The organism is Mesorhizobium sp. M0159 (assembly GCF_040322295.1).
In the GTDB taxonomy this organism is placed as follows: Bacteria; Pseudomonadota; Alphaproteobacteria; order Rhizobiales; family Rhizobiaceae; genus Mesorhizobium.
In genome coordinates, this window is record NZ_JAMYTF010000002.1 from 170,616 (window position 1) to 182,871 (window position 12,256).

Here is a 12,256-nt window from a genome sequence, read left to right on the forward strand (position 1 = left end):
TTTGCTGTCACGATCGATCAAATCACCGCCTATGCCGGCCGCTGGAGCGGCGCCCGTCGGCCCAGCCAGCCCGAGATCCTTTCCATCTGCGCAGCGAACGACAAAAGCGTTTCCTCGTCGCCGGGGCGGCCGGCGGCCTGGACGCCGAGCGGCAGGCCGGCATCGGTGACGTAAACCGGAAGCGTGATCGACGGTTGCCCGCTGACGTTCTGGATCGCCGGCCAGTGGGTGAACCACAGGCTCTTGTCCATCAGCTGGCCGAATAGCGGCTTGAACTTCAGCAGGCCGGCGAGGCGCAGTCTGTCCAGGACATTCTCGATGAATTCGTCGGCGCCTTTCGGGTCCATGGTGCCGCAGGCGACCGGCGGGTGCGCGATAACTGGCATCAGCACAGCATCATAGTGCGCGGTTTCGGCGATAAGCCGGCGCGAAGTGGCGTGCAGCCGCTGCAGGCCGGCATTGATTTCGCCGGCCGAGAGAATTTCACCGAACCGGCTCATCACGCGCGTGGCGCGTTCGATGTCGCCTGAGATGGAGCGGCCGACGCGCAAGGCCTCGCCACGCATCGTGCCGGCCACCGCCGCAGCGACGGTTCTGGCGAAATCGGCGATGAAATCGCGATCGATATAGGGCAGGTCGATCTCCTCGACGCTGTGTCCGCCTTCGCGCGCCAGCCCGATCGCAGCATCCAGAGCTTTCAACGTCTCTTCCGATATCGGCAGACCGAGCGGCGATTTTCGATAGAAGGCGAGCTTGAGCTTGCCCGGATCGCGCCCAGCCGCCGCAGTGAAACTGCCGTTCGGCGAGGGTGCCGCGTAGGGCGACAGCGGGTCAGGCCCGTGGGTCAGGTCGAGCAGCAGGGCCGTATCGCGCACCGAGCGGGCCAACGCATGGTCGACGACGAAGCCGTACCAGCTTTCGGTGACGAGCGGCGTCAAGGGTACGCGGCCTCGCGAGGTTTTCAGCCCGATCAGCCCGGTACAAGCCGCAGGCACCCTGATCGAGCCGCCGCCATCCGAGGCATGTGCCACCGGCACGACGCCGGCCGCGACCAGCGCAGCCGCACCGCCCGAGGAACCGCCGGTCGTGTGCGCGGTGTTCCATGGATTGCGGGTGACGCCGTAAGCCACCGACTCGGTCACCAGCCTCAGCCCGTGTTCGGGTGCGGTGCTGGTGGCGATCGGAATCAGGCCGGCGGCCAGATAGCGCTCCGTCATCACCGAGCTGAAATCGGGGGTGAAGGCCGGGATGCGGCTGCCGCCATGCGTCGGCACGCCCTTCATAGCGATGCCAAGATCCTTCAGCGCAAAGGGCACTCCGGCAAACGGCAGCTTGCGGTCGACGGTTTTCGCCCGCGCCCGCGCCGCCTCATAGAGCGGTTCGGCGATGGCGTTGATCTCCGGGTGGGTGGCCTCGGCCCGGGCGATCGCCGCATCGACGAGATCTTGCGGTGTAATCTCTCCCTTGTGCACGAGTGCGACCTGGCCGGTTGCGTCATGCTCCCACAGAACCCGCTCGATCGACATGGTCGCCCTCCCGCTCATTGCAAGCTAGCGGGCGGCGATTTCATTGGCAATCGACGCTGGCGCTGCCGGTGCGCAAGACCATTTCAGTCGTTGCAAATACATTGCAATCGCCTAATTTGGCGGCGGATGACGCCGCAGGACATCAGCAACCTGATTGTCCGGACTTCGATGAAGGACCGGGCTGCGTTCGATCTGCTCTACCGGCAGACCAGCGCGAAACTTTTCGGCGTCTGCCTTCGTGTATTGAAGGATCGGGGAGATGCAGAAGAGGCGCTTCAAGAGGTCTTCGTCAAGATATGGACGAAGGCGGACCGTTTCGCCGTTTCGGATCTGAGCCCGATCTCCTGGCTGGTGGCCATTGCGCGCAATCATGCGATCGATCGGATCAGGGCGCGGCGAGAGCCTGCCGCCTATATCGATGCCGCGCTCGACGTGGCCGATCCGGCGCCGGGGCCGGAGGCCATGGCCGTGGCGGGCGGTGAGTCCGAACGCATCTACCATTGTCTCAAGGAATTGGAGAAGGACCGGGCGGCGGCCGTCCGGGGCGCCTATCTGGATGGCAAAAGCTATGCCGAACTGGCGGAGCGCTATGGCGTACCGCTGAACACGATGCGGACCTGGCTGCGCCGCAGCCTGTTGAAACTGAGAGAATGCCTGGAAAGATGACGCTGGCTGACGACAATGGACCGGAACGTGGGGGCGACGACCTGTTCGCCGCCGAATACGTTCTTGGCGTTCTGGCCGCCGATGAACGCGAGATCGCGTCGCGCCGCATCGATGCGGACGCCGCCTTCGCGCGCCTTGTCGATGCCTGGGAGGCGCATCTTTCGCCGATGGCCGCCGCCTATCCGGAGACAGAGCCTCCGATCAGGGTCAAGGAAGCATTGGACCGCCGGCTGTTCGCTGCAGAGCCGCGCGCCGGCCTGTGGTCGAGCCTTGGCTTCTGGCGCGGTCTTGCCGCCGCCGCCATTGCGGCGCTGGCGATCTACATCGCCGTGCCTTACTTCCGCCCGTCCACCGAACCGCCGCAGGCGCGGCTTGTCGCCTCGCTGGCGGCCGAAGGCAGCGACGTCAAATATCTCGTCGTCTACGATGCCGCCCGTCACGAGGTCGGTCTTTCCCACGTTTCCGGCGAGCGGGCCGCCGGCAACGACTTCGAGCTGTGGATGATCGAAGGCAAGAAGGCGCCGGTGTCGATGGGCGTCATCCCGGCCGGTGCGACCGCGCATTTGGCCATCCCGCCCGCCGTCCAGGAGAAATTGGCGAAAGGCGCCGTGCTTGCGGTCAGCGTTGAGCCTGCCGGCGGTTCACCGACCGGCCAGCCGACTGGACCGGTGGTCGCAGCGGGCGATCTGAAGAGCATCTGACCGCTTCTCATCTCCGGAAGCAGACCTGAAATCTATCTCCCGCGATTGAAACGCCTGCAAAGCTTGTTGGCGGCTGTCGATCCGCGCCGGGCAAATTGCAGCGACAAATATTTTTTTGCGGAGAGGACGAAACTCCAGCATTTCTATCGCGTATCTCCTTGCGTTCCCAAATGAGGGGAACGATAACCCGAGGAGATTGAAATCATGCGTAAATCCGCCACCCTTTTGCTTGCCGGAACGGTCGCCATTTCCGCGCTCGCCACCATTGCCTATGCTCAAAATCCGATGGTCGGCGGCGCCGCCATGTATGCCCAGAAAAACATCGTCGAAAATGCTGTCAACTCGAAGGACCACACGACGCTGGTCGCTGCCGTCAAGGCAGGCGGCCTGGTCGATACGCTGCAAAGCGCTGGCCCCTTCACTGTGTTCGCGCCGACCAACGAGGCCTTTGCGGCACTTCCAGCCGGCACGGTGGAGACGCTGCTCAGGCCTGAAAACAAGGACAAGCTCGTCAAGATCCTGACTTGCCATGTCATCGGCGCCAAAGCGATGGCCGCCGACGTCGCCAAGATGGTCAAGAACGACGGCGGCACCCACAAGGTCAAGACGGTCGGTGGTTGCGAACTGTCGCTCAAGGCCGACGGCGGCAAGGTCACCGTGACCGACGAGAACGGCAACGTCGCCAATGTGACGATCGCCGATGTCGAGCAGTCCAACGGCGTCATCCACGTCGTCGACAAGGTTCTCCTGCCGAAGATGTAACAAACGCACGCTGCCGGCGAAGATATCGCTAAGGGCCTCCCTGCGTACACTCCGCGCCGTTCACGCAAGATGTGGATAGGCGCGGAGTCCCGCTTTGAGGACAGCGATCGTCACCGGCTTTTGATTTCCGTGCGGCGGTCGAATTTGGCACAAGCAATGACAGGAGGAATGGCCATGAACCGTCGCGAGCTTCTTTTGAGTGGTGCGGCAGCCATTGGCGTTGTCGCAGGCGCCACCGCGCTGCGCATGGGCGGAGCCCAGGATGCACGCGCGGCTGAGACTTTCGAGGTTACCAAGACCGAAGCCGAGTGGCGCGCCATCCTGTCCGACGCGGCCTTCAATGTGCTGCGCAAGGAGGGCACGGAATACCCGGGCACCAGTCCGCTGCTCAACGAGCACCGCAAAGGCATCTTCGCTTGCGCCGGCTGCGGCCTGCCGGTCTATTCGTCAGAGACCAAGTTCGATTCCGGCACAGGCTGGCCGAGCTTCTGGCAGGAAATCCCGAATTCCGTCGGCAAGACCGTGGACAGGTCTTTGGGCATGACCCGCACGGAGGTCCATTGTCGCCGCTGCGGCGGCCATCTCGGCCACGTATTCGACGACGGTCCGCCGCCGACCGGGTTGCGACACTGCATCAATGGTGTTGCCTTGACCTTCAAGCCGGCGACGACGTGAGGACGGCTGCGACCCTGACTTTGTCGGAGCGCGAGAGGACTTCGTAATGGTTGATTTTGCGCATGACCCCGAAAATCGCTTTTCGGGGTCATGCGCGAGGGCGCCAGGCGGGGGATCCAGCGCGCCTCAATGGCCTCCGCCACCGCCGCCCTGAGCGGCTGGCTTGCGGATCACCAGGGTGAAGAGCCCAAGCGTCGCGAACAAAACCGTCAGCATGAAGAATACGTCCATGAACGACAGCAGCGACGCCTGCTGCTGGACCATGCCTGACAGTTTGGAGATGGCCGCCTTGGAGGCGTCGAGCCCGGCGGTCTGCTCGAAGTTGAGCGTCATGTTCTGCAGCTTCTGCTGCGCAGCGGCACTTCCCCATTGCACGTGCTCGGAGAGCCTGGCGTAGTGGAAGGCATTGCGGTCGATCAGCACGGTGTTGATGACTGCCAGGCCGACGGCGCCGCCGAGATTGCGGGTCAGGTTGAACAGGCCAGACGCATTCTTCAGCCGCTCCGGCGGCAAGGTTCCGAGCGCAATGTTGTTGATTGGCACCATGCAAAGCATCATCGAGCAGCCCCGCAGGATCTGCGGGATCAGCAGTTCATAGAAATCCCAGTCGGCGGTGAGATGCGTCATCCACCAGGTCCCCGTGGCGAAGCCGAAGAAGCCGATCATCATCATGATGCGCGGGTCCATCTTGTTCGATAGGATGCCGGAGATCGGCGCAGTGAAGAACATGGCCAGGCCGCTGACGAACAGCGCCTCGCCGATCATCATCGAATCGTAGCCGCGGATCCGCCCCAGGAACACCGGATAAAGATAGGTCAGACCGTAGAGGCCGATGCCGACGACGAAGGAGAACAGCGAGCCGAAGGCAAAATTGATATTGCTGAAAGCCCTCAGATCGACAATCGGCTCCTCGGCGGTGAACACGCGCCAGAAGAACAGCACCGCGCCGAAGGTCATGATGACGGCGCAGATGAACACCGCCTGATCCTGCAGCCAGTCGTTGTTGGGACCTTCCTCCAGCACATATTCCATGCAGCCGAGGAAGGCGGCCATGCCGGCAAGCCCCCACCAGTCGAACTTGCTGAACAGCTTGAGATTGGGTTTGTCGAAGTCGATCAGCGACCAGGCGGCCGTCGTCACCAGAATGCCGGGCACGACGTTGACCAGGAACAGCCAGTGCCAGGACATGGCATGGCTGATATAGCCGCCGACGGTCGGGCCGATGGTTGGCGCCAGCGTCGCTACCAGGCCGATCATCGGCGAGACGATGGCGCGACGCGACGGCGGGAAGATGGTGAAGGCGGCTGCAAAGACGCTCGGGATCATGCCGCCGCCGATGAAGCCCTGCACGGCGCGGTAGACGATCATCTGGTCGATATTGGTTGCGGTCGCCGCCATCGCGCTGGCCGCGGTGAAACCTGCCGCCGAGATTGTGAACAGCACCCGCGTCGACAGCATCCGGCTGAGGAAGCCCGACAGCGGGATCATCACCACCTCGGCAATCAGATACGCCGTCTGCACCCACGGAATCTCGTCCGAACTGGCGCTCAGGCCCGCCTGGATCTCGGCCAGCGAGGCCGAGACGATCTGGATGTCCAGGATGGCCATGAACATGCCGAACACCATTGCCAGGAAGGCGATGACGCGGCGTGTCGAGATGTGGTCAACCGGCACCGGCATGGCTGGCGTCGGCGCCGATCCTGCAGTTAGGGTTGCGGTCGCCATGACCTTTGCTCCCGGTTCCGCTTTACTTCGATGCCGAAGGCGCCGTGCGGCTGTCGACGGCGACGACGACGCTCAGGCCGGCGCGCAGCTTGCCCGTCTTCAGCACATCCGCGGGCACGTCGATGCGAACCGGAACGCGCTGCACCACCTTGGTGAAATTGCCTGTGGCGTTCTCCGGCGGCAGCAGCGAGAACACTGCTCCCGAAGCCGGGGCCAGCGACGACACGGTACCCTCGATGTCCTGACCGTCGATCGCGTCGACCGACACTCTGACCTTTTCACCAGGCACCAGCCGGGCAAGCTGGGTCTCCTTGAAGTTGGCGACGATGTAGAGCTTGTCCATTGGCACGATGACGGCGAGCTTCTGTCCGGGGCTGATCAGGTCGCCCTGCTCGACCGAGCGGTTGCCGACCACGCCGTCATAGGGTGCGCGCAGCACGGTGAAGGACAGATCCCGCACCGCCTTGTCGTGGGCAAGCTGCAGCGAGGCCAGCGTGCTTGCCGATTCCGCCCGCTGCGCCTGGAGCACGCCGATATTGGCCTGAGCCGCCGCGATCTGCGCGTCGGCGCCGGCTAGTGCGGCATTGGCTTGCTCGACCGCCGTCTGGGCATCGTCCAACTGGGCCTGGGTACCGACGCGGGTCTTGAGCAACTGGGCGGCACGAACCTGAGCTCGCTTCGCATTATCGGCCGCGGCCTGATCGGCGGTCTTCTCCGCCTGCGCCTGCTTGAGCGAGGCGCGCGCCGCCTCGGTCTGGGCATCGATGCGGTCGAGCGTCTTGCTCAACGTGGCGATCTGCGCCTCGGCCTGGGCAACGGCTATCTTGTAGTCGCCGTCATCGACGATCAGCAGCGGGTCGCCGGCCTTCACCTGCTGGTTCTCGGTCACTTTGACCTGATCGACATAACCCGAGATTTTTGGCGAGATGAACGCCGTGTCGGCCTGGACATAGGCGTCGTCGGTCGTGATCATGAAGCGCCCGTCGGTCCAGTAATCATAGCCATACCAGGCGCCGGCGCCCAGCAGGGCCAGGCCGATGATGGGCAGCAACATCGAGCGCATTGAGCGCTTCTTCTTGGCGGGAGCCAGCGGGGTGACGTCGGCGGGCTTGAGAGGGGCCTCCGGCGCTTCGATCGCAGGCTGGACCTTGGCACTGGGGAAGGGGCGGACTTCGGCACTGGTGGGCGCGTTCGAGGACATGATATCTCTCTAAATTAACTGGCGCTGAATTTTGTCAGACTGAACCGTTCGGTTCGATCTCGACGTTGACTTAGCGCTTAAAGAGGACCATATCAAGAGCAATCGAACCGGATGGTTCGAATTATTTTACGAGGTGTGACATTATGGCCGAAGCCCCCAAGGCCGCTCCTTTGCCTGATTCAGGCCCATTGCCCAGCGCCGGCAAGGACCAGTGCGATCTGCTGGACAGTCTGCCGCGCGGCCGCCCGGCCGCGGGGCAAGACCCGGTCAAGCGCAGCCAGATCATCGACGGTGCGCGCCGTGTCTTCATCGACAAGGGCTTCGAAGCCGCGTCGATGAACGACATTACGCGCGAGGCCGGCGTGTCCAAGGGCACGATCTATGTCTACTTCGCCAACAAGGAAGAGCTGTTCGAAGCGCTGATCGAGGAAGAGCGCGGCACGATTTTCAAGAACATGTACGAAGTGCTCGACCAGATTGGCGACCTTCGCCAGACGCTGGTGAAGTTCGGCATCGTGCTGTCCATGAAGATCACTTCGGCGAGGGTCATCCTGGCGCAGCGGACGGTGATCGGCGCGTCGGAACGCATCCCGGAGCTTGGTGCCCGGTTCTACGAACGCGGCCCGAAGCGTGGCCATGACAGGGTCGTCGTTTTCCTCAACATGGCTATCGAACGCGGCCTGCTGAAGATCGACGACGTCGAGCTTGCCGCCTATCAGTTCACCGAGCTGTGTCTGGCCGGTCTTTTCCGCCAGTGCATTTTCGCCTATCGCACCAAGGCGCCAAGTGCGGCCGAGATCGAACACATCGTCAGGTCGGGCGTCGATGTGTTCCTGAAGGCCTACGGCACCGAACAGCTTGCAGAGCAGGAACGGGCCTCCAGCCCCGCCTGACCAGCCGTCGGAGTCCGTTGCCTATCCGCCGTTGGCGGCGAGCACGATCGCCGCACGCAATTCCTCGAGGCCCTCGCTCTTTTCCGACGACGTGGCGAGCACGAAGGGAAATGCCGCCGGGCGTTTCTTGATCTTCTGGAGCGTTTCCTCGATCAGCCGCGGTACCCCCGCCGCTTTGATCTTGTCGGTCTTGGTCAGCACGATCTGATACGACACCGCCGCCTTGTCGAGCAGCGACAGCACCTCGTCGTCCTTGGCCTTGATGCCGTGGCGGGCATCGATCAGCACGTAGACGCGCTTCAGCGTCACCCGGCCCTTGAGATAGTCGAAGACGAGCTTCGTCCACTCGTCGACCTTTTCCTTCGGCGCAGTGGCGTAGCCATAGCCTGGCATGTCGACCAGCGCCATCGGCGGCAGATCGGCGCCTTCTCCCGAAAATCCGCCAGGCACGAAATAGTTGAGCTCTTGCGTCCGGCCCGGCGTGTTGGAGGTGCGCGCCAGCCCCTTCTGGTTGACCAGCGCGTTGATCAGCGACGATTTGCCGACATTGGAGCGGCCGGCAAAGGCGATCTCGGGTGGACCCTCCGGCGGCAGGAATTTCATCGCCGGCACGCCGCGGATGAAGATCCAGGCTCGCGTGAACAATTCGATGCCGATCGTGGTCTTGTTCAACGCGTTCAAACCGCTGCCTCCAGAAGAAAAATGTTGCTGCCACGAATGGCATCGAGATTGCGGCTGATCTTTTCCACCGGCCAGTGCCACCACGCTAGCGCCAGCAGCCGCCGGATGGTCCTGTCGTCGAAGCGCATCTTCACCACCTTGGCCGGATTACCGGCGACAATCGCATAGGCTGGCACATCGTGCGTCACCACCGACTTTGCCGCGACGATAGCGCCGTCGCCGATTTTCACGCCCGGCAGCATCACCGCTTCCATGCCGATCCAGACGTCGTTGCCGACGATTGTGTCGCCACGCACCTCCTTCGACCATGTCGCCGGGTCGAAACCTTCCTCCCAGCCGTGACCAAAGATGTTGAACGGATAGGTCGAAAAGCCGGACATGGCGTGATTGGCGCCGTTCATGATGAAGCGCGCACCCTCGGCGATGGCGCAGAACTTGCCGATGACCAGCCTGTCGCCGATGAACGGATAATGATGCAGCACGCATTTTTCGGCGAATTTGTCGGGTCCGTCAGGGTCGTCATAATAGGTGAAGTCGCCGATCTCGATATTCGGCGCCGTCACCAGCGGTTTCAGAAAGCCGACGCGTGTGTGCAACGGGATCGGATGCTTGATCGATGGATTGGGTCCGGTCATATCGAGCTCCGTCGAGCAACTGCCAGGCAGGTCAAAATAGCGCGATCCGTCCGGCAGTACCAATCGCTTAATCCAGGCGGGCAGCTTGTGCAAAAAGCCCCGGACGAACCGGGGCTTTTTGGTCTCGCATCGTCGGAGCGCCGGCTATTCCGCCGGCGACGGTTTCTTGCGGAACAGCGCGACCAGATTGTCCCACAATTCGATCTTGGCGCCTTGCCGCTTCATGATCACGCCCTGCTGCAGGATCGACAGCGTGTTGTTCCAGGCCCAGTAGATGACGAGGCCGGCCGGAAAACCCGCCATCATGAAGGTGAAGATCACGGGCATCCACGTGAAGATCGCCGCCTGCGTCGGGTCCGGCGGCGTCGGGTTCATGCGCATCTGCAGGAACATCGTCACGCCCATGATCAGCGGCCAGACGCCGATCATCAGCATGTGCGGCAAGGTAACGGGGATCAGCCCGAACAGGTTGAAAATCGATGTCGGGTCCGGCGCCGCCAGATCCTGGATCCAGCCGAAGAACGGCGCGTGCCGCATTTCGATGGTGATGTAGAGCACCTTGTAGAGCGAGAAGAACACCGGGATCTGCAATGCCACCGGCCAGCAGCCGGCGAGCGGATTGATCTTCTCGGTCTTGTAGAGCTCCATCATCGCCTGCTGCTGCTTCATCTTGTCGTCCGCGTATTTCTCGCGGATCTCGAGCATCTTGGGCTGCACCTTCTTCATGTTCGCCATCGACGCATAGGACTTGTTGGCAAGCGGGAAGAACAGCGCCTTGACGATGACGGTGGTGGCGAGGATCGCCAGACCGAAATTGCCGAAGAATTTGTAAAGCGTGTCGATCAGCCAGAACATCGGCTTGGTGATGAAATAGAACCAGCCCCAGTCGATCAGGAGGTCGAACTGACGGATATGACGGTCCTTTTCATAGGCGTTGATCGTCGAAACTTCCTTGGCGCCGGCGAATATCTCCGACTCCACGGTCGTCGATTGCCCGGGAGCGATTGTGACCGGATCGGACAGGAAATCGGACTGGTAGCTGTGCGGATGGGGCCCGCTTTTGAACTCGAAATAAGAGAATTTGGGCTGAAATTCGCCGCCGCCAGGCGGCACCAGGGTCACCGCCCAATATTTATCGGTGATGCCTAGCCAGCCGTCGGTCGACTTGCCTGGCTTGTATTCCCTTTCCGATTCGACGCTGGAGTATTTGTACTCCTGCAGGCCCTCGCTTCCGGTAACGCCGATCAGGCCTTCGTGCAGCACATAGGTACTGGCGATAGCCGGCTTGTCGAAACGGGTGACGCGGCCATAGTTCGACAGCGTCGCGGGCGCCGAGCCGCCGTTCTGGACCGTGTCGGACACGGTGAACATATACTGGGCGTCGACCGAGAAGGTGCGTTTGAAGGTCAGGCCCTTGTCGTTGGTGAAGGTCAGTGTCACCGGCGTCGCCGGTGTCAGCGTCGCATTGCCGTCGGTCTGCCAGACGGTGTCGGGACCCGGCAGCCTGCCCACATCCGGCGTGCCGGAAAAACCAATCTCGGCGAAATAGCCGTTCGGCAGGGACGCCGGGTTGAGCAACGCGATCTCGGGCGAGGTCTTGTCGACCGTCTCCCTGTAATGCTTGAGCTTGAGATCGTCGAGACGTGCGCCGGTGAGGTTGATCGAGCCTTCGAGGCTCGGCGTGTCGATCTTGACGCGCTTGGTCGAGGCGATCGCCTGGTCGCGGCTAGCCGCGGTGACGGCTTCGCCGCCAGGCGCGCTCGGAATGGCGCCGGGCTGCACCGGTGTTTCGCTGGCGCCCGGACTGGTGCCTTGGGCGGCCTTCTTCTGCTCCGCCACGCGCTGCTCTTCGATGCGGGCGGCTTCGCGCTGCATCTCGCTGCGCGGCATCACATAGAAATATTGCCAAAGCGCCAGGATCAGCACCGACAGTGCGATGGTGATGAAGAAGTTGCGGTTGTTTTCCATCGAAGCCCTTGGCCTATCGTGTTCCACGCAATCTGCGGGAGAGTTCGGCCTTCAACTGGCCGAACGGAGTGGTAAGCACGTCTTCGCGCCCGACGATGACATAATCATTGCCCGGCGCCATGTCATCCGCGGCATGCGTGCGCACGGCCTCTCTGAGCCGCCGCCGGATGCGGTTGCGAACGACGGCGTTGCCGACCTTCCTAGTGACGGTGTAGCCGACGCGCGGCGCCTCGCTGTCGCCGCGGCCCAGGACCTCGACGAGGAAAAGCCGCCCGCGGCGCTTTTCGCCGCGGCGGACAGCCAGGAATTCCGCGCGCTTCAGAAGCCGCTTGGGATGGGCACCCGTTGGCTTGCCGGTTGCGGGCAACGATCTTGTCTCTCGCTTGGTGCTCAGGCGCTGAGACGCTTGCGGCCGCGGTTGCGGCGGGCTGCGACGACGCCGCGGCCACCTTTGGTGGCCATGCGGGCGCGGAAACCGTGCCTGCGTTTGCGGACGAGTTTGGACGGCTGGTAAGTACGCTTCATTTGTTTAAATACCGCGGGGTGCGGCCCTTCTTGATTCTGTCACTTTGTAACAGGAGCTTTGCCGGGCCGGTTTAGGCGCGATCGAAACCGCGCCGGGACGAATGGCCCGAGCGTGAGCGGGCTTATAGAAAGAAGGGTTTTGGAAGTCAATCCAGCGTGTCGGGCCGGCATTGTCGGACCGGCATCGAAGTCTTGCGGCCCTTTGTCCGGCTTCGACCAAGGATGAATTTGGCAAAAAAGCCGCAATCGCCTAATCTCACCCGATCAAGCGATCGTGAAGACGAGCAGTCCCTAAGAC

Annotated in this window: 13 protein-coding genes; 5 read left to right on the forward strand and 8 right to left on the reverse strand. The window is 62.6% G+C overall.

All coding sequences use genetic code 11. The annotated features are described in order from the left end of the window. Window positions 1-29: 29 nt before the first annotated feature. Window positions 30-1,526, reverse strand: a complete 1,497-nt coding sequence (locus NKJ32_RS02765) for an amidase (RefSeq protein WP_352826768.1) — start codon at window positions 1,524-1,526, stop codon at window positions 30-32. A 126-nt stretch (window positions 1,527-1,652) separates the two neighbouring features. On the opposite strand from NKJ32_RS02765, the gene NKJ32_RS02770 reads away from it, so the two are divergent. The 4 genes from NKJ32_RS02770 (at window position 1,653) to msrB (ending at window position 4,330) form a co-directional block, all read left to right on the forward strand. After that, entirely contained in the window at window positions 1,653-2,192 is a 540-nt protein-coding gene (locus NKJ32_RS02770; protein WP_023677484.1) for a sigma-70 family RNA polymerase sigma factor, read from the forward strand. Next, window positions 2,189-2,893: an anti-sigma factor gene (locus tag NKJ32_RS02775; RefSeq protein WP_352826802.1), complete on the forward strand. Its 705-nt coding sequence runs from the start codon at window positions 2,189-2,191 to the stop codon at window positions 2,891-2,893. The genes NKJ32_RS02770 and NKJ32_RS02775 overlap by 4 nt, the downstream gene beginning before the upstream one ends. 204 nt (window positions 2,894-3,097) lie before the next feature. Next, window positions 3,098-3,655: a fasciclin domain-containing protein gene (locus tag NKJ32_RS02780; RefSeq protein WP_352682581.1), complete on the forward strand. Its 558-nt coding sequence runs from the start codon at window positions 3,098-3,100 to the stop codon at window positions 3,653-3,655. A 174-nt stretch (window positions 3,656-3,829) separates the two neighbouring features. Then, window positions 3,830-4,330: a peptide-methionine (R)-S-oxide reductase MsrB gene (gene msrB, locus NKJ32_RS02785; RefSeq protein WP_352826769.1), complete on the forward strand. Its 501-nt coding sequence runs from the start codon at window positions 3,830-3,832 to the stop codon at window positions 4,328-4,330. Between the two features lie 126 nt (window positions 4,331-4,456). Here msrB and NKJ32_RS02790 read toward each other — a convergent pair whose 3' ends face one another. After that, entirely contained in the window at window positions 4,457-6,010 is a 1,554-nt protein-coding gene (locus NKJ32_RS02790) for a DHA2 family efflux MFS transporter permease subunit (RefSeq protein ID WP_352826803.1), read from the reverse strand. 67 nt (window positions 6,011-6,077) lie between these two features. Further along, complete coding sequence (locus tag NKJ32_RS02795; protein ID WP_352826770.1) at window positions 6,078-7,256, reverse strand: HlyD family secretion protein; 1,179 nt, start codon at window positions 7,254-7,256, stop codon at window positions 6,078-6,080. Between the two features lie 143 nt (window positions 7,257-7,399). Between NKJ32_RS02795 and NKJ32_RS02800 the strand changes: the two genes are divergently transcribed. Next, a complete protein-coding gene (locus NKJ32_RS02800; protein WP_292655902.1) occupies window positions 7,400-8,149 on the forward strand; it encodes a TetR/AcrR family transcriptional regulator in 750 nt (249 codons plus the stop codon). A gap of 21 nt (window positions 8,150-8,170) precedes the next feature. Here NKJ32_RS02800 and yihA read toward each other — a convergent pair whose 3' ends face one another. The 5 genes from yihA to rpmH form a co-directional block, all read right to left on the reverse strand. Further along, complete coding sequence (gene yihA / locus NKJ32_RS02805; RefSeq protein WP_031193748.1) at window positions 8,171-8,830, reverse strand: ribosome biogenesis GTP-binding protein YihA/YsxC; 660 nt, start codon at window positions 8,828-8,830, stop codon at window positions 8,171-8,173. Beyond that, window positions 8,827-9,465 (reverse strand): CatB-related O-acetyltransferase, encoded by a 639-nt coding sequence (locus NKJ32_RS02810; protein WP_352452996.1) that lies wholly within the window; start codon window positions 9,463-9,465, stop codon window positions 8,827-8,829. Before NKJ32_RS02810 ends, yihA begins: the two co-directional genes overlap by 4 nt. A gap of 144 nt (window positions 9,466-9,609) precedes the next feature. Next, window positions 9,610-11,433 (reverse strand): membrane protein insertase YidC, encoded by a 1,824-nt coding sequence (gene yidC / locus NKJ32_RS02815; RefSeq protein WP_352769521.1) that lies wholly within the window; start codon window positions 11,431-11,433, stop codon window positions 9,610-9,612. Window positions 11,434-11,446: 13 nt separating this feature from the next. Next, the gene (gene rnpA, locus NKJ32_RS02820) at window positions 11,447-11,800 is read right to left on the reverse strand and encodes a ribonuclease P protein component (protein ID WP_352539960.1); all 354 of its coding nucleotides are present in this window, start codon (window positions 11,798-11,800) and stop codon (window positions 11,447-11,449) included. A 23-nt stretch (window positions 11,801-11,823) separates the two neighbouring features. Continuing rightward, the gene (gene rpmH / locus NKJ32_RS02825; RefSeq protein ID WP_008833937.1) at window positions 11,824-11,958 is read right to left on the reverse strand and encodes a 50S ribosomal protein L34; all 135 of its coding nucleotides are present in this window, start codon (window positions 11,956-11,958) and stop codon (window positions 11,824-11,826) included. Window positions 11,959-12,256 lie beyond the last annotated feature (298 nt).

What these genes read in the sequence shown, in the direction of transcription:
- NKJ32_RS02765 (WP_352826768.1), bottom strand. Translation starts at nt 1,526, where the DNA reads ATGTCGATCGAGCGGGTTCTGTGGGAGCATGACGCAACCGGCCAGGTC.
- NKJ32_RS02770 (WP_023677484.1), top strand. Translation starts at nt 1,653, where the DNA reads ATGACGCCGCAGGACATCAGCAACCTGATTGTCCGGACTTCGATGAAG.
- NKJ32_RS02775 (WP_352826802.1), top strand. Translation starts at nt 2,189, where the DNA reads ATGACGCTGGCTGACGACAATGGACCGGAACGTGGGGGCGACGACCTG.
- NKJ32_RS02780 (WP_352682581.1), top strand. Translation starts at nt 3,098, where the DNA reads ATGCGTAAATCCGCCACCCTTTTGCTTGCCGGAACGGTCGCCATTTCC.
- msrB (WP_352826769.1), top strand. Translation starts at nt 3,830, where the DNA reads ATGAACCGTCGCGAGCTTCTTTTGAGTGGTGCGGCAGCCATTGGCGTT.
- NKJ32_RS02790 (WP_352826803.1), bottom strand. Translation starts at nt 6,010, where the DNA reads ATGCCGGTGCCGGTTGACCACATCTCGACACGCCGCGTCATCGCCTTC.
- NKJ32_RS02795 (WP_352826770.1), bottom strand. Translation starts at nt 7,256, where the DNA reads ATGTCCTCGAACGCGCCCACCAGTGCCGAAGTCCGCCCCTTCCCCAGT.
- NKJ32_RS02800 (WP_292655902.1), top strand. Translation starts at nt 7,400, where the DNA reads ATGGCCGAAGCCCCCAAGGCCGCTCCTTTGCCTGATTCAGGCCCATTG.
- NKJ32_RS02810 (WP_352452996.1), bottom strand. Translation starts at nt 9,465, where the DNA reads ATGACCGGACCCAATCCATCGATCAAGCATCCGATCCCGTTGCACACA.
- yidC (WP_352769521.1), bottom strand. Translation starts at nt 11,433, where the DNA reads ATGGAAAACAACCGCAACTTCTTCATCACCATCGCACTGTCGGTGCTG.
- rpmH (WP_008833937.1), bottom strand. Translation starts at nt 11,958, where the DNA reads ATGAAGCGTACTTACCAGCCGTCCAAACTCGTCCGCAAACGCAGGCAC.